Origin of the sequence: Nitrosomonas sp., assembly GCF_021731985.1 — a bacterium.
Classification (GTDB): Bacteria; Pseudomonadota; Gammaproteobacteria; order Burkholderiales; family Nitrosomonadaceae; genus Nitrosomonas.
Genome location: NZ_JAKFWH010000068.1, coordinates 20,912 through 38,162, shown reverse-complemented (window position 1 = coordinate 38,162; position 17,251 = coordinate 20,912). Strand labels below are relative to the sequence as shown.

The following is a 17,251-nucleotide window of genomic DNA, read 5'->3' as shown; positions in this document are numbered from 1 at the left end:
TTTTATCATCTTTTTTCCTAGTTAATAAAAGAAATAAATGTGGACAGTCAACCGGTATCCGCTTGAATGTTAGTAAGTTGAATTTCTTGAAACATATCGACTAGGAATTGCAGAGCTTTAACGATCATTAAGGACGGTTGGTTGAGATGACGTTAGAAATCCCAATATCATTTGTTCATACCCCAGTTCGGCAGCATGCAGAAAATTTTATCCAGTGGCTCCGGGTTGGGATCATGTTGCTTTTTGATACAGCTATTATTCCACGTGTCTCGATTGATCATCGAATTACAAATAATGAAAAATACCGATTAGTGAAACGCCCCCGGTTGCATAGATGAGTGGGCTGTCCCAGGTGTGGGGAGAAAAAGCTTCGGCTAAGGTAATCAGGATCGGCATTAGAAGTAGCGCGGCAACTAGCTGAGTGGAACTGAAGTATTGGTGAAATGCCAATATCGCAATCACAGTGGTCATCAATACGCAGGCGCTGCCCATATAACTTCGAACGTACTTTTGCTTGGTAAAAAGCGCATAAGTCGTATATTTTCTTTTACCGAATCTTATCCCGACGGGTTCTGCAAGACCGTCACCGACACCATTGGCAATAATGATGATCATGATGAGCGGTAGCATGTCGCGGCTTTCGAAGTAAGCCAGCAAGGGGATGAGTACCAAGTAGCTTGCGATAAACTGTGTGTAAAGCCAAGTCAATGTAAATGGTCTATCTTCCGGCCTATCAAACGAGCAGAACATCACGGAAAGCACCCTGACCTTATTGCGCAAGGGCGCTATAAAAAATGTCAGAAAAATAAATGCGCAGACCACATCGATGAAAAATGTTGTTGCGCTATAGGGATACTCAATGACGGATGACAGTAAAGTCGGCAGAAAGAAAAATGCGAAATGATTTATTTTGCGCGTGTAGTTAACTTTGAAATTTTGATGAATGACTAATAATCCGCACGCATAATGAATTAAAAATAATAATGCGTAGAAAATTGCGTGATGCAACCAATACTCGAAGGGGATGGACATGTGCGGATCGGCTATAGTTTTCTCATGCAATACGAGTCAATTCTCAGCATTTGCATCAAGTGGTTTATATGCAGGTCTCGATAAGATCGTATCCAAATATCGCGCTACATTGCGATAGGATGAAAAATCAAATTCACCACCCAATGTTTCGAAAGAATAAGAATTATTGGTTATGTGCCTGACGCCATTTTGTCCAATTTGCGCTGACGGGGTACAAGTAACTTTGAGATTGTATCGGTATTGGCTGGTGTACTAAACAGATAACCCTGCACTTTTTCACATCCAAGGCTTCTAAGAATATTCAATTGTTCTGGTTTCTCAACCCCTTCAGCGATTATTCCATATCCCAGTTTGTGTCCCATCTCTATCATCGAACTAATTAGAGTCAGTGCTTGCTTATCAACAAGCATATCGTTAACAAAATATTTGTCTATTTTCAGGCAATCAACCTTAAGGTGTTTAAGAGAAGCAAAAGATGAATAACCTGTTCCGAAATCATCAATTGCCAGTAAAACACCCAGGTCTTTCAAGTCTTGAAATATGGAAAGATTGCGTGGGTCGGTCTGCACAATGCTCTCTGTCACTTCTAACTCCAGCTCAGCTGGGGCTATTCCTACTTCTTCAATAATACGTTTAATCAGTGACGCAAACTCTTTATCGAGAAAAAGGCTTGGAGAAATGTTTACTGCCATACGAAGCGAGTGAAAGCCTTCTTTCTTCCAGGCGACTAATTGGCTACAGGCTGTTCTTAACACCCATTCGGTAAGTGGTTTAATCATACCGATTTTTTCGGCTGTGGCGATAAAATCAATTGGCGGGACTTGGCCTAATTCCGGATGATGCCATCGTGACAGTGCCTCGAAACCAAAGATTTCTCCGGTATTGACTTCAATTTGCGGTTGATAAACCAAGGACAATTGTTGTTTTTCGATTGCTTTCCTTAAGTTTTGCTCAACATGAAAACGATGCTCAGCTTGTTGGGTAAGTTCCGCTTTATAGAAAGCATACTGATTTTTTCCATTTTCCTTTGCTGTGTAAAGCGAGGTATCTCCTGCTTTTAATAATGCTGACAGATCTTTTCCATCATCCGGGTAATATGCGATTCCAATACTGCAAGTCGGTGTGAGTTTTCTGGAATACATCTCGATCGGTTGCGCTATCGCATCAAGACAACGTTTCGCGACATTGGCTGCATAATCAGCATCTATTTCTTCAATGAGAATACAGAATTCATCGCCTCCAAGACGCGCAATAAAATCAATTTCACGGCATGTATTGACCAAACGCTTTGCAATGGTCTTAAGCAGCAAGTCACCAGCATCATGCCCAAGACTGTCGTTAACAGCCTTGAAGTCGTCTAGGTCAATATATAGCAATCCAAAACGACGGTTATGCCGGGCAGACGTTTTTGTGATTTCTGCAAGGTGCTGAGAAAAAGCGGCGCGATTGGCAAGACCGGTTAGTTCATCGGTATAGGCGAGTATTCGTATGCGCTTTTGAGTCTGATCCCGTTCCATGACTATTCCCGCAAGCCGGGCTGCAGCGATAAGATCATGTAATTCTGCTGTATTAGGAAGCGCAGGATGATTGTAGTACATGCCAAACGCACCTAAAACCTTTCCACTGGAAGCATTGATGGGTTCAGACCAACAACAACGCATGCCATGGGGTAGGGCGTATTGTTTGATTTTTTCCCATTTAGGATCTGTCTCAATATTCTCAACGAGAACACGCCGTCCTGTATAAGTGGATGTTCCACACGATCCGACATTGGGTCCGTTTTCCAGACCGTTTATGGCGTCACAATATGCCTTTGGCAAGCTCGGAGCCCCTCCGTGCAGAAGCTTGTTATGCTCTAATTCAAGCATTGAACATCGCATTCCAGGATGGCGGGCTTCATACAATAGCGCAATCGCATCATAGATGTCAGATGCGGAGCGCCCTATTGCAATCATCTCGAGAATTTCGGCATTTTTGTTATCAAATATTTCTGCCAGTTTACGCTCTGTCATATCAATATGTGTTCCAACCAGCCGAATTGGCTTACCATCAGATTCGCGAATTACAAGAAATGCTCGGGAGAGGACATAAACTTCGTGTCCATCCTTATGATGCATACGCATTTCAACTTCAAATGAATCGGCTTGACCAACCAAGTAATCCTGAACCTTTTCGAGCACTCTGTCCTTATCATCGGGATGAACCAGATTTGCCCAGGTGTTCAAGTCATTATCAAGTTCATTTTCTCCATACCCCAGCATACTTTTCCAGCGCGGTGAGTAATAGACTTCATCCGATTCAAGATTCCAATCCCAAAGCCCATCGTTAGCGCCACGCATCGCCAGAGAAAACCGCTCTTCACTGATATAAAGCGCAGTTGTACGTTCTTCTGTCATCAGATTGACAGCAGCAAGTTCGGTATGTAGCCGTTGTATCTCTTCAAGAAGCTGGGACTTGGATCGATTGGTATAATTTTTAATCATCTCAATAGACAGAGCGTGTTGTTTTAGGGGATAGCAACTACTCACTGAGATTCGGGAATTGTCACGCGGACACGATCTAAGTGTTGGAAAATGGTTGCTCTTATTCCGTGTCGGCCATTACTTCATCAAGGTAATACGATTTAATTCTCGACATTGTTATCAACCGGCTTATGCTTTCTTGTATGCAGATCTCGATAAAATCGCATCCAAATAGCGTACTACATTTTTGTAGGGTGCAAAATCAAATTCACCGCCCAGTGCATAGGACAAAACACCCGCCATATTAATATCGGCAACGGTAAATTTATTGGCCACCAGAAAATCTTTACCAGCCAGATAGGCATTCAATACCTCGAGTGGTTTCATCAGTTTCTTTTCAGCCAATTGGATGATGTCAGAACTTCTGTCTTTTTCATCCAGAACCTTCCGGTGGAGAATAAGATCCACACATGCTGTTTCCATTTGGGTTACTGCAAAAAAAGTCCATTTGTAGAGCTGCGCTTCATCTTCCAGCCGGTTAACCCACAGTTTCTCAGCGCCATATTTTCTCGACAGGTAAAAATTAATCGCCATGGCCTCGGTCAGCACCAGATCGCCATCAACCAGAGTGGGTACCTGGGCAAGTGGGTTTAGCTTTAAATATTCGGGAGTGTGCTTCTCTTCCTCGAATGGGTTTATCTTGACATGCCGGAAATCAAGACCAAGTTCCGCCAGCGTGAATAATACATATTTCGCGCGTGACCATTCAATTCCATACAAAGTAATCATATTTTCACCTTGAAGTTAACGCTTGTTATTGCATAATCCTAAATTCCTCAGTTGAAGACTCTTAAATCGCTCAAGAACCCTACTGATTAAGGTTCTTTGAAAGATACATGGCATTACCAATCAGGTGAGATTTTAGTGGAATAATCAAAATCTGCTGAAATTGTTGTCACGCCTTGCTCTCAGCTTGTTTGCCGCAACGAAGGAGCAGTTAATATTTCTGGCCTGTAACCATTGATAGTATTATATTTCAGCCATTTTCATCCTAAATTCCAACTGAGGAAATTAGGATAATGGATTAATTACTGCATTTTAGCAGGTCTGTTATGGTGGGTGTTGATCCACAGACGCGACGATCCATTGCACGGAACGGCGGTTGGAGGGTATGCTTTGCTGGTATGGAATTTTGGAATAGGGGTCTGGTGAAAAAACTTATTATGTTTGATTTTTCAGAGAAAAATGCTTTCCCGTTACTTAGAAATTTGCTGGATGCAGATTCTAGCAGGCTGTTTCACGAACAGCACGAAATTAAACAAGCGCATCCCGCGGATATTTTAACTGATAAATTACTGTATCTTAACGTAAAATTCCAGACCTTTTGGAAGAATAGCTCTTTAGAAACGCAGTGGGATAATTCAAAAAACAACCCAAAAGGAGACAGTATCTCCGATTATATTTTAGAGCTTGATTCTTTTTATGATTCTTTGTTTTTAATAATAAAATGTTTTGAGCCCCCAAGAGAGCAGGATAATAAAGACGCGACTAGGTGGCTTAAAGGCATAAAATCAGTTAGAAATCAAAAGTTTTTGGACTCTACGAGTCAGAGCCAAAAATTATTTCGCGATATGGCTAATAAACTAAAGCATGGTCATGTTTCAATATCCATGTTGACAATCTCTAATCACAAGAACATTCCAGTAGATGGTTTCTATATTCAAAGCATCGTCGGTCCAAATGATCAACGGGGGCCTGATCCAGATATTCATCAACTTTATAGGGGAGCTGCAACGGCGATTTCGTATAATCACTTTGCACTGCACTGCACTGCATAGCATAGGCTGCTTATTCTTGCACCTGCATAAATTAAATGAAACCCTATTTCCGAAGAATTCGAGTAATTTTTTCAAGCAATCTGAAGCGGCAAGTAAAATGATATTTGCGTGTGAGTCGATTGATCATGACTTTTATCCAGATGAATATGAAAAGCCATTTATGGGAATTAAGCGAGTAAACCCTGACAAGTTTTCATTAATTTATCCGTACAGATATAAAAAATCAGCCAACGAGATCTTCCATAAAATAAGCGGCTATAAAGCAGAGGTGAGATTTAATCCGCGCACTAGTTCATCAAATGGAATCATTCCATATATGCCCCTGCTCTAGATGGCATTGGTTTTGATTCGGCGGATCACCTTTCGGGCATCCGTCTACGAAGCTGAAAACAAGCCGCCGAAAAGATGAACGCATCGCGTCTTTACCGATTCGGATATCGGCTCAACTTATAAATAATCTGATACTCCGCGCCGTCCGCCTCGATGATGATGGACGACTCCCGGCTGTTTTCGCCTTTCTTCAATGCGGGAATCGTGGCGGTGAAGGGGCCGTCGTCGTCTTCGCCGCTGTCGAGTTCGAATACGGTGATGTTGAGCCTGTTGTCAAAAGCGGTATTTTTAGGGTAATAAGAATTGAGCATCCGTCGCTCGTCGTCGTCGAAGTCTTCGTCGGTGAAGTCGAGGAAATTGGTGGCCATATCATCGGCGGTCATGGTGAGGTGGATCTCGTCCGCGCCGAGGCCGCTTTGGTCTTCGATGCTGTAGATTTCCAGGTGATTCAGATAGGAAATACTGTAGCGATAGCCTGCCAGGAATTCAAAGTCCGTTGTCTGGCTGCGTTCCAGCAGAATATAAACATCCTTGATGTCGGCGGCACGATCATAGTCGATTACTGTGAGCCGGTCTTCATTGGTTACCTGCGCAAAAGGCGCCGGGGCGCCGATGCCTTCGAACAAACTGAGGCGGATTTTTCGTTCAAAATCGTTTTGGATATAAAGCTGCACCGGGTAAGGGTTGCCGCTCAATAATTGTTCGGCCAGCGGCGCCCTGAACCAGCATTCGTCGTTTGCGCCATTTTTCTGGCCGACCGGCAGGCGTGGATCTTTGGGGATGTCGTTTGGCAATAAACCGATGGCGAGGAAGCGGTTTTCGCCGGTGTGCTTGATGAAAGAGAAAGCGATGTTGCCGGTGAATTGATCCTCTCTTTCAGCAGCTTTCAGACGGATGAACATTGGCCGGTGTACATCGACCTGATCGCCTATCTCAGACAGCCCGAATTCATGTTGCAGACTGTTTAACCAGTCGAGGTCGAGTCCCAGTTCGCCCCATTTGACTTGATTGAACGGATCAATTTTTGTGGACATAGCGTTGTCGTAATAGAAAGCGGCTTCCAGATTGGGGCTATAAGTGAACGTGTAAGTACCCGGTTCATGAATATAAATCCACTGGAACACGCCGGAGGAGGGGATCTTCAGGTCATTAGCGATATTGACTTTGACCAGTGAATCCGGCGCCTGAAAATGCACAAAATCGCCCTGCAGTTTGGCTTGATTCGGCGTGTTGTACGGAAACTGCCAGTGCACTTGCGCCAAGATACCTTTGTGGTCGCTCTGGATTCTTTCAAACGCCATATCCAACGCGGAGAAATTGGACGGCAAAATTCGCATGTGCTGCGCCACCAGATGGCGAGGCGTTTCGCCCATGGCATCGGTGCGTTGCTTCGGAAAACAGATGTAATCCAGCCGCTCTTTCAACCCTGCCGGCAAATACTTGCCATCTTTAAGATTGGTGTTGGTCAAACCCGGGTCTGCTTCCATGAAAGCACCCGGCGGCGCCATCAATGTGCGCCAACCGTCAATCAGTTGCCCGGTGAAAATCAACTGGTTTTGCCTGACGGTTATTCCTTGCGAGGCGTTGTTGTACGGTCCGCCGTTGTTGATAAACACGTTGGTCCATTCGCTATGACCCTCGGTGGAATAGGGCGGCGTGTCGCCGCGGATGTTCAAATCACCCAGTACGATGACTTTATCCCAATTGCTATTATCTTCCGGCGCGCCGATCAGGTCGATGAGCCCGGCTTCGATGACTTTCAGTTGCCGCAAGCGGATGGTGTGATGTTCGCCGACTTCTTCGTAAAAAGCCTGCAAGTGTGTCAAGGCGATGGTGACGACCTCAAAGTGTAACCCAGTGCTGATTTGTACGATGGACACACCTTTTTCCGCCAAGCCGTCATCGCTCGCGCTCATCGGGTAAAACATTCCGCCAATGCCAGCACTAACGTAGGGATAAAACCGGCTGCGGTTATTGGAAAAGTTATAGTCCGACGGCGGCAATTCGCGAAACTCGAATTTGCTGAATATCGCCAGCCCGCCGTCGTTCAAATCGCCGCTGCCGCCGTTGAACGACACGATGAAATGGGGATACATGTCCTTGAGTCCTGTCTCCAGAATCTCCTTGGCATCTTCGTTATCCGCCTCGTTGAACACCACCACATCGGGATGCTCATCAAAAGCAAAATTACCGGGATCGAGTGCTTTGACCGCCGCCTTTGCGCGCCATTCTGCGTCGCTATGAGGACCTGCGGGCCAGGCTTGCGCCTGGATGTTCATGGTTAAGATTCTGATATGTCTCATAATAGAAGAACTCCCTAAGCTAGGTGATTAGCAGATTATTGAAAACTCGTGTGTACTGTTGTTTGATCGAAGTATTCTAACGCGCTTGACCGGTTTTCACAGGATTTAATCCTATTGCGGCAATCAACATTCCAAGAACCGCCAGTCCTGAAACGATGGCAAACGCGTGTAAATAGCTGCCGGTGAGGTCCTTAACGCTGCCGGATAGCAGTGTTCCGAGGACGGCGCCGGTGCCGTAGGCGGTAAACACCAATCCGTAATTCTGCGCATAATGCAGTTTTCCAAAGAAGATGCCGGTCGCGGTGGGCGCCAGCGCCAGCCACCCACCCAGGCACATCCACAACACGCAGAATGCAAACAAGTACAGCATGGCATTGCCTTGTCCGAAAAAGAACAGCAGTAAAGACGCACCTAGAATCATCGTAAATGAAACCATTGCGGTATGCTTCGGACCCAGCTTGTCGGTTAAAGCCCCGAACAACGGCCGCCCGAGTCCGTTGAATATCGCAAACAATGAAACAGCAAGCGCTGCCGTTGCCCCGTCCAGCTTCGCTACTTCGGTGCCGACCGGAGATGCGATGCCGATTGCCATTAACCCCGCTAAACATCCGATTGTGTACGTAGCCCACAACGCATAGAAACTACGGGTTTTTAACATTTCTCGCCTATTGAGGTTTAAGGATGGCATTAAATCAGTGGCAGCAGAAGCTGTTTTTACTCCCTGAGGTGCCCACCCAGTGGGCGGGAAACTCAATAATTGAGCTAATAGCATGAGCACAACCAGAAAAGCGATTCCTGAGTAAAGAAAGGTAGGAAGTATTCCAATATCAGGATGATCGATCATCGCTTTCATGAGTGGCGCGATTACCAATGCCGATATGCCAAAACCCATCACCGTTAAGCCAATCGCCAAGCCGCTTTTTTGCGGAAACCATTTCGCGACCACGGCAATCGGGCAGCCGTAAACAATGCCGACCCCGGCTCCGCCTATTACGCCGTATAAAATGGTCAGGACAGTAATGTCCAGAGAAAAACTTGCAGCAATCCACCCTGTCCCTACCAGCAAGCCTCCAAGCATAGTCGTCTTTTGGGGACCCCATCGTGCTACTAAACTTCCTGCAAATGGCATCGCAATCGCGAAGACAGCAAGGAATACCATAAATGGGTAGCCGCTTTGGCTCGAAGATATTCCCCACAATGCTTCCAAAGGTTTTCTGAAAACACTGAATGCATAAATGGATCCAAGACAAACATTGATTAATAATCCAGTCACAACCAGTACCCATCTCCCTTGTTCCGCTTTCATACCGAATAGTTTCAAATTTTGCACAACCATTTCAGTTTCTCTCTATCATCTTGTTATTTCAATCAGCACAGTCTCTTGCCGTGGAGACTCTTCTCATGATCTTACCGTTTCTTGTCTTCTGCCGGGTCTTAATCTGGATGATAGCTTCGATAACTGCAGCGGGATAGGTTATGTCTGTGCCTGCGGAATAGTTATTTGGCAATGGCGGGTTCATAGAAGGTGTGCAGCATCGACCCGAAATAGAGTTGAATTCGAAGGGAAAAATTTATTCAGGAGATTAATATTTCGCAGTGCAGCATAAAGACCGGAAAATTGCGATTATTACCGCTTGAAAACAGGAGCATGCGGTCTTGAGAAATCGGAGAGTGCTATCAATCGTACCTGACGGTGATCGGGATTATTCTGCACAAGAATAAGAGTTTTCAATTATGGGCCTGGCGCTTTTTTGTCTTTTGGTTCAAATGAGGAATTTGGGATTATAATAAAAAATTGTTCATGATTTGATTTTTTAGAAGGTTTTATGCTATGGGGAAAAAAGCCACTATCACGCCTGCTTCAAAAAAAACACCTGTACGTAAGACGAGTCGCCGTAAGATAAGCGATGGTGATATCTCTCCTGTACTGACGGATGAAGGCATTCAAGCGTATGAAATTGATGAAGCGATAGCATCAGCTCAAAACTCTAAAGAAATTGCCATGCAAGATATACTGGAAAAAATTAAATCCGGTGATGCCTCAACCTTGGCGGAAACCTTGGACGTAATTTTGATGGGGGCATCACCGGATGATGCCGCTAAACTTCGGCATGCCTTGCTTGAGCACATTCACCCCATCGTCACCAAAAGAAAAAGTAATCCAGATGATGAATTGTCTGATGATTGGCGAGAAGGCGGGTATCCCTATAAAAACCTAATGACCCGCAAGGCATATGAGAAAGCCAAATATGATTTACAAGTAGAGCTACTAAAATTCCAAGCATGGGTTAAAGAATCCGGGCAGCGAGTGGTAATTTTGTTTGAGGGCCGCGATGCTGCTGGAAAAGGAGGAACGATAAAAAGATTTATGGAACATCTGAATCCTCGCGGTGCCAAGGTAGTGGCGCTGGAAAAACCATCTGAGGTGGAACGCGGACAATGGTATTTTCAGCGTTATATTCAGCATTTGCCGACTGCTGGTGAAGTGGTCTTGTTTGATCGATCTTGGTACAACCGTTCTGGCGTTGAGAGGGTTATGGGATTTTGTGACAATGATCAGTACAATGAATTCATGCGGCAAGTGCCAGAATTTGAAAGGAATCTGTCAAGAAGTGGTATTCTTCTGATCAAATTCTGGTTTTCAGTTAGCAAAAAAGAACAACTCAGACGTTTTAAAGAAAGAGAAGCGCATCCGCTTAAACAATGGAAGTTATCGCCTATTGACGTGGCTTCTTTAGACAAATGGGACGAATATACTAAAGCAAAAGAAGCCATGTTTTTTTATACAGACACGGCCGATGCCCCATGGACAGTGATTAAATCTGATTGCAAGAAACGGGCAAGGCTTAATGCGATGCGTTATGTTTTGCACAAAGCATCTTATACAAATAAATATCTGCCAAATATCGGTCCGTTGGATCCTTTGCTGGTAGGCCGTGCGCACGTTGTCTATGAGCAAGGCGAGCATGAGCACGCATTATTGTGAACTGTCACCACTTTTTGTAGCCACGAAAAGTCTTTCCGGCAGCAAAACTGGGGCATATATTTAACGAGAAATCGTTGGGTACTATTGATGGTGCTCAATGACGATAGGAATTATTGTGTACATGAATTAGAATTCCTGGTTATGGATGTGATGCTTTTTTGTGAGTTTTGAGTTCGCTGTTCAGGGTAGCTGATGTGCTGATGTGCGCAAAGTTGATTAACTAACAAAATAGGATTTTCCGAAGTTTTATAGTACAAATGTACTGTCTGAAAATGACAGACCAACTATATCCACTGGATTGCTATTGTGATCCAATGAGAATGGGTAATTAGTTGATTTACCTCAGAGATCAGTATCCTATACTTTTAGAGGATACAAGTTTGTACAATACAATACAATATATTGTCCTCTGAAAGCTTTTTGTCTGTAGAGCGGCAATTAAAATACAGATAAACAGATAAAAATTATAGACTTCGATGATGGTTTGTAGTTAATCGAGTTTTAACGTAACACTGTATATCCATAAACAACATTTGATTAATTCAAAGGAAATTATCATGAAATATTCTTTTATTGCTGGCTCAAAAGGGAGGGCGTTACTCGCTTTGGCGATGTTATGCGGCGCTTCTCATGCACTTGCACTTGATACGCCGGCTTATTCCGTCACGGGATCGGGTTTTCTCGGTTTCGATAGGCCGGTGACCGCGGGTTTCAAATTCACCGCCGAGTCGGCTAGTAACCTGACTGCACTTGGCTATCACGACGAAGGTTTGGACGGGCTCTTCAATGCGCACGACGTAGGATTGTATGATCTGTCTGGTACACTGCTCGCCAGCGCGACCGTTCCCGATGGCACGGCAGGGGATCTGATCGGAGAGTATCGTTACGTCACGCTTGGCAGCGCTTACACATTAACGGCGGGTACTGAATATGTATTGGCCGCCCATACCACCGCGGGTGACGGGTACCGTTTCGGCACTGTGCCGCCAATCACGCTAACGGTTGATCCATTGATTTCAATCGGCGATGACGCCAGTCTCTATGTCTATGGTTCAACGTTAGCCTTCCCAACCGCTTTCGCTGGTTATGACATCTATGCGACGCCTAACATGCTGTTGTCGCCGGTGCCAGAGCCAGAAACCTATGCGCTGCTGTTAGCAGGATTGGGGTTAATAGGCTTTACATTGCGTAACAAGAAAGCTTAAAAATAAGTTACCTTTATTAAACGTATTCAGTCGAATGAAGAACCCGCCTCTATGGCGGGTTTTTCTTGTCTGCTATTTTCAGACTATAAGAGTTGTTCCTGAAAAAATAACTAACCACGATTCGAGGCCGGTTGTGATGCATGGATCAGTGATGATGCATTTGAGTGGTATTTGATCGAAATTTCGATGGGTAATTTAGCGCCTCAAGTGCTAATTCCAAGACCGGAACCCGCTTGCTTACAAGGCGAACTTCCAGCGAATCAGACAGTGCGTTAAGGGGGGCGCCGCCTTGGTAGCTAAAGCGTATTGAAATATGATCGCCTTTGGAAACCGCAATTGGCGTGGAGAGTGGAACGATGATGTATTGGGTATGCCAATCGACGGTGCTGTGTGTCAGCATATTAATGGCCAGTATATTTTTGGTGATGAGTCGTAATGCATTGAGTTGACCGTCTTCAGCAATGATGATTTCTCCGTCCCAATGACAGGTTTGGCTAAATGGTTCGGCATAAGCCAGCAATTGAAATACCTCAGGATTTCCGAGGCTTTTGCTTCTTTCCTGAATTGCGCAGGGATCTTGAAATAGAATCGTGGGCGCGTAGAAACCTTCAAAATGGAAGTTTTGTTCTATCGGTTGAATGGCCTGAATGCTGGCTTCTGGCACAAAGATAGGCAAGGGGCTGCCAAACTTTTCCCAGTAACGTTTTTTAAAGGAATCGATAACAGGCATTTGCTTTTCACGTAACAAACCCGTGTGCAGCATTTCACAGATCACCACGTCAACCGGTTCCGGCGGCAAGTAATGCAGCGCATCGGCTTGGATAACTTCGACTTTGCCGCCATTAATGTTTTTCGCAAGAAAGCTGCGCGCAGCACCTACCAGTTCCGGGTTGCGCTCAACACAATAAACCTTCTGCGCTTTTTGCGCGGCAAAAAACGATTGTACGCCAGTGCCGCCGCCCAGCTCCAGAACCTTAGCGCCCGGTTTGACCACCAAATTAATTGCTTCTTTAAAGCCTTTCATCCGGATAGTGTCATTCAACATGTTGTGATGGTAATGCAGGGGAATGAATTGGCCAAGTTCCAAGCTCTCGAATTTATTTTTCATAGGGATTCCTGAATATTTAGCGCTGCGAATTTATAATGAGTTGCTGTGACTGTTGACAGCAATGATCATGCCAGTCTGCGGAATGGCATACGCTGGCAGTGCTGGCGCATTTATACTTGGTTTTTTCTAGTGGATGGACGGCAAGACCGGCAAATATTGCCGAAAAAATAATTGGACTCGTGCCTGCAGCCCGGCATGCAAAAATTGAGATTCCAGCAATGCAGCAATAGCAAGCCAAGATTACTTCAATAACCGATGGGCGCTCATCAGAAATACAGCGTAATATTTCAAAACAAAAAATGCATTGCTTCGTTATTTTATCGCCGGTATAAACAGGAATAAATATTGTTATGACAGAACCAACGATTGTCTGCCCGAACTGTAAAACGGAAATTAAACTGACTGAATCATTGGCGGCGCCGCTGATTGAATCCACGCGTAGGCAATTTGAGCAACGCTTGGTGCAAAAAGACACTGAGATCATGCGGCGCGAGCAGGCCATGCGCGAAAAAGAGAAGCAATTGACGGAAGATAAACGTAAGCTTGAAGACCAAGTGGCTGATCAAGTGGCGGAACAGTTGAAAGCGGAGCGTACCCGCGTGATTGCGGAGGAATCCAAAAAGGCTAAGCAGGCCAGCGCTGCCGAACTGGAAAACAAAGCGCGCGAGCTGGTTGAGTTGCAGGAAGTGCTCAAAGCCCGCGATGAAAAATTGGCGGAAGCGCAGAAAATGCAAGCTGAACTCATCAAGAAACAGCGCGAACTCGACGATGCCAAACGTGAACTGGAGCTCACCGTGGAAAAGCGGGTGCAAGACGGATTGACCGAAGTGCGTACACTCGCCAAGAAAGAAGCCGAGGATGAACAGAAACTCAAGGTGATGGAAAAAGAACAGACCATTGCCGCGATGCAGAAGCAGATCGAAGACCTCAAGCGCAGAGCCGAGCAGGGTTCGCAGCAATTGCAAGGTGAAGTCCAGGAACTTGAACTGGAGAATTTACTGCGTAGCAAATTTCCTTTCGATACTATCGAGCCGGTACCCAAGGGTGAATTTGGCGGGGATGTGCTGCATCGGGTTGTCAGCACGGGCGGTCAGGCCGGAGGCACCATTTTGTGGGAATTCAAACGCACCAAGAACTGGAGTGACGCCTGGTTGGTAAAGTTGCGCGATGATCAACGCACCGCCAAGGCGGAAATCGCCGTGATCGTGAGCCAGATATTGCCGAAAGGTGTGGAAACCTTTGAAATGGTTGAAGGCGTCTGGGTTACCCACCCGCGCGCCGCTTTGCCGGTGGCGATGATTCTGCGCCAATCCTTGCTGGAAATCGCTCTGGCACGCCAATCCTCAGAAGGCCAGCAAACCAAAACCGAAATGGTCTACCAATACCTCACCGGCCCGCGCTTCCGCCAGCGTGTGGAAGCCATCGTTGAAGCGTTTTCCACGATGCAGGAAGATCTGGATAAAGAGCGTAAAGCTATCATGAAACAATGGGCTAAGCGCGAGGAACAGATTGAGCGCGTGATGGGAGCTACGGTGGGAATGTACGGAGATCTTCAAGGAATTGCGGGGAAATCGTTGCAGGAGATTAAGGGGCTCGAATTTTCGGCCTTAGAAGATATGGGGCGTGAGAAAATGGATGAATAAGTAGTGATGGATTGTCTTGGAACAATTGATTCTCCCGGAAGGAAGAATCAATTGTTTTAAGGACAGGCTATTTGATTTTCTTTTCTATCTTGGGTACCGTCACTTTGATTGCCTCAAGTACGGATTGAGCGGCAATCTTTTGCATCTCCGCTTGCGTTGATCGACCCAAATGTTTGGCTGCTGCTGATGCCAGAGATGCGTTAGCAAGACTGATCATCAGCGGACCCCATGGATCAATGGGATGAGGTTTGCCGTTGATAATAATCGCTCCGCCACCATCAACTGCTACACCGCCGATGATGGTTCCATAAATAGCGCCGAAGGCATCCGGATCTATTTTGGGAATATTGATATCGGATTTTTCATAAACCGCAATGGCTATTCCAGTTGCACCGGCTGGCACATTGAGCACACTGTTGTTTGCTGTTCCGGCACCATAAGATATCCATTTGGAAAATGGCTCAGTGGTGGAATTAACCGACGCTGAGGCTTGCAGGGTTTGTGCTTTGGTGGTTGGCACGACGCCGACAACATTGGCTTGACTCGTGAGACTCGGATCACTGGTTACCGTGACAAAAGTGTCATCAATAAAATCCCCTTTGATGGCCGAGAATGCATCGTCAATAATGACGGTGGGTCCGGGTCCACCCCCGCCTGTGGGGTAGTACCACGCGGTAATCGTTAAAGGACTGCTGCCGACTGATTGAGTTAATGTTCCTGCCGGATAAGTTTGCCCTTGCGTTCCATTAGTTACGCTCCAGAATAACATATGAGCCATACCGGTTGCGCCATTGTATGTGTATTGTATTTCAGGGACGTATAGTGGCGAAATATTTCCCGGTTCATCGACATCAACTTCACTGGATGGATAGGGCTCAAGTTCTCCATTGGCATTGCGCGGTTGACGATGATGGCCTGCGGGAATAATTACTTTGTAATGTACGCTGACATGAGGCATGATTTTCTCCGTTAACAAAACAATTTTTTATACAAGTTGTTTGTAATGAATAACATTTCTTGAAAATTTCAATCACTGCGCATTTAATTCTACGCTTCCAATGGCGAAACTGCATGAGATTTGGTGATACCGGAATTTATTATCCTGGATCTTTCGGCAATTCTTGCCAGTTGCTCATGGTTTTACTTGAGTAGAGCTGGGTATTATGCATTCATACGACCAGGTCATGGACTGCCTAGAATAAGCGCCACCGATGGATTCACAAGACTCTTTTTCGTTATTAGAATAAATAAACGATGTTATTAATATCGCAATTAAAAGGAGTGTATACAAAAAAACTTTTGTCTTCTCGCTCATGATTTAACCTCATTGAATGGAGTGAAAGAGAAATCAAAACCCAAATAATCCCAAGGTATATTTATGCAACCACAATCACACTCACCATGATTATCTTTTGCTCTCCACCAAACCGGCTGACCTGTCTGCGCTTGCCGTACTCTCATATCGAATTGAGGAACAGGTTGACAGATTAGGTAATGCGTTACATTCGACATATCCACACAAGAAAGACCGCTTATATTATGAAATGTAATTTCTTTTTCATAAGCATGTTCAATACCGCGCAAGATAAAACCTTCTTTAGCAGTGCGCATTTCATCCAACTGCTCTCTGGATCCATTCCATTCTTTCCATTCAGCCATTTTTATCCTTCCTTAGAGCTTTTAAACACCTATCCAGACTCGAAAATCATTGTTTTGTCATGAAATAACTTTAGTGAATTGTTTTAATATGGCTTGATATAACCACGACCCACCCCATGCAATTACAAGAACCATTAACAAGACTGCTAAACCATAAAATATTTTATTAATCACTTCACTATCTCCTGCAATACTTTCATTTCAGCTGCTCGGGAAGAGTCCGGACAGTTACTCATTTGATGTGTGCAATATTTACTCTGGTATGGGTTTACATGATGGCTTCCTGTTTTTGGTTTGATTAAAACATAGGGAGATTAGTTTTCTGCCGTGCTGGTTGGCTATGCGCTTGCTCTGAGTGCAGTGTGCATGATTTCATCGAGTGCGTGGTTGTTTGCTAGCTGTTGTGGTGTGTTCAGCACCTGCCCGAATTCTGCGGCTAAATGATTTTGTTTGTCAAACTATCGAATTGTAACTTAATTTTTTTAACCTATAGAAATTGACCACAAAAACTACAAAAGGGCGCTGCAATATGTTATGGGTGAGTTGTTCCTAAGAAACTTTAAACAAACTCATATCCAAAGCATTGTATGAGGATGCTGCCCGAACTCTAACTACGTTCGGTATCGCACAGATTAATCTCCATTCTCCCGGATATGCTAATAAAGAATGATTCGGAAAAGTAGAA

At 45.0% G+C, this 17,251-nt stretch carries 13 protein-coding genes; 5 read left to right on the top strand and 8 right to left on the bottom strand.

Going from position 1 to position 17,251, the window contains the following annotated elements; all coding sequences use genetic code 11:
* Nucleotides 1-285 precede the first annotated feature (285 nt).
* The 3 genes from QZ942_RS10580 to QZ942_RS10570 form a co-directional block, all read right to left on the bottom strand.
* Nucleotides 286-1,032 carry a hypothetical protein gene (locus QZ942_RS10580; RefSeq protein ID WP_292995369.1) on the bottom strand — a complete coding sequence of 249 codons (747 nt, stop codon included), beginning with the start codon at nt 1,030-1,032 and terminating at the stop codon, nt 286-288.
* 170 nt (nt 1,033-1,202) lie between these two features.
* The gene (locus QZ942_RS10575; protein WP_292995367.1) at nt 1,203-3,515 is read right to left on the bottom strand and encodes an EAL domain-containing protein; all 2,313 of its coding nucleotides are present in this window, start codon (nt 3,513-3,515) and stop codon (nt 1,203-1,205) included.
* Nucleotides 3,516-3,683: 168 nt separating this feature from the next.
* The gene (locus tag QZ942_RS10570; RefSeq protein WP_292995365.1) at nt 3,684-4,283 is read right to left on the bottom strand and encodes a glutathione S-transferase family protein; all 600 of its coding nucleotides are present in this window, start codon (nt 4,281-4,283) and stop codon (nt 3,684-3,686) included.
* Between the two features lie 419 nt (nt 4,284-4,702).
* Between QZ942_RS10570 and QZ942_RS10565 the strand changes: the two genes are divergently transcribed.
* Nucleotides 4,703-5,332, top strand: a complete 630-nt coding sequence (locus tag QZ942_RS10565) for a hypothetical protein (protein ID WP_292995363.1) — start codon at nt 4,703-4,705, stop codon at nt 5,330-5,332.
* 422 nt (nt 5,333-5,754) lie between these two features.
* Here the strand turns inward: QZ942_RS10565 and QZ942_RS10560 are convergent, their stop codons facing one another.
* Together QZ942_RS10560 and QZ942_RS10555 are read right to left on the bottom strand one after the other, a co-directional pair.
* A complete protein-coding gene (locus QZ942_RS10560; protein ID WP_292995361.1) occupies nt 5,755-7,941 on the bottom strand; it encodes an endonuclease/exonuclease/phosphatase family protein in 2,187 nt (728 codons plus the stop codon).
* 100 nt (nt 7,942-8,041) lie between these two features.
* Nucleotides 8,042-9,301, bottom strand: a complete 1,260-nt coding sequence (locus QZ942_RS10555; RefSeq protein WP_292995359.1) for an OFA family MFS transporter — start codon at nt 9,299-9,301, stop codon at nt 8,042-8,044.
* A 495-nt stretch (nt 9,302-9,796) separates the two neighbouring features.
* Between QZ942_RS10555 and ppk2 the strand changes: the two genes are divergently transcribed.
* Both ppk2 and QZ942_RS10545 read left to right on the top strand, forming a co-directional pair.
* Nucleotides 9,797-10,951 carry a polyphosphate kinase 2 gene (gene ppk2 / locus QZ942_RS10550; protein WP_292995357.1) on the top strand — a complete coding sequence of 385 codons (1,155 nt, stop codon included), beginning with the start codon at nt 9,797-9,799 and terminating at the stop codon, nt 10,949-10,951.
* 557 nt (nt 10,952-11,508) lie between these two features.
* Nucleotides 11,509-12,156, top strand: a complete 648-nt coding sequence (locus tag QZ942_RS10545) for a DUF4082 domain-containing protein (protein ID WP_292995355.1) — start codon at nt 11,509-11,511, stop codon at nt 12,154-12,156.
* Nucleotides 12,157-12,301: 145 nt separating this feature from the next.
* Here QZ942_RS10545 and QZ942_RS10540 read toward each other — a convergent pair whose 3' ends face one another.
* The gene (locus QZ942_RS10540; protein WP_292995353.1) at nt 12,302-13,264 is read right to left on the bottom strand and encodes a methyltransferase domain-containing protein; all 963 of its coding nucleotides are present in this window, start codon (nt 13,262-13,264) and stop codon (nt 12,302-12,304) included.
* A gap of 45 nt (nt 13,265-13,309) precedes the next feature.
* Between QZ942_RS10540 and QZ942_RS10535 the strand changes: the two genes are divergently transcribed.
* The gene (locus QZ942_RS10535; RefSeq protein ID WP_292995351.1) at nt 13,310-13,435 is read left to right on the top strand and encodes a hypothetical protein; all 126 of its coding nucleotides are present in this window, start codon (nt 13,310-13,312) and stop codon (nt 13,433-13,435) included.
* A gap of 179 nt (nt 13,436-13,614) precedes the next feature.
* Nucleotides 13,615-14,907, top strand: a complete 1,293-nt coding sequence (locus tag QZ942_RS10530; protein ID WP_292995349.1) for a DUF2130 domain-containing protein — start codon at nt 13,615-13,617, stop codon at nt 14,905-14,907.
* 67 nt (nt 14,908-14,974) lie between these two features.
* On the opposite strand, the gene QZ942_RS10525 is transcribed toward QZ942_RS10530, so the two are convergent.
* A complete protein-coding gene (locus tag QZ942_RS10525; protein ID WP_292995347.1) occupies nt 14,975-15,865 on the bottom strand; it encodes a hypothetical protein in 891 nt (296 codons plus the stop codon).
* Nucleotides 15,866-16,218: 353 nt separating this feature from the next.
* Nucleotides 16,219-16,566 (bottom strand): hypothetical protein, encoded by a 348-nt coding sequence (locus QZ942_RS10520; RefSeq protein WP_292995345.1) that lies wholly within the window; start codon nt 16,564-16,566, stop codon nt 16,219-16,221.
* Between the last annotated feature and the right edge of the window lie 685 nt (nt 16,567-17,251).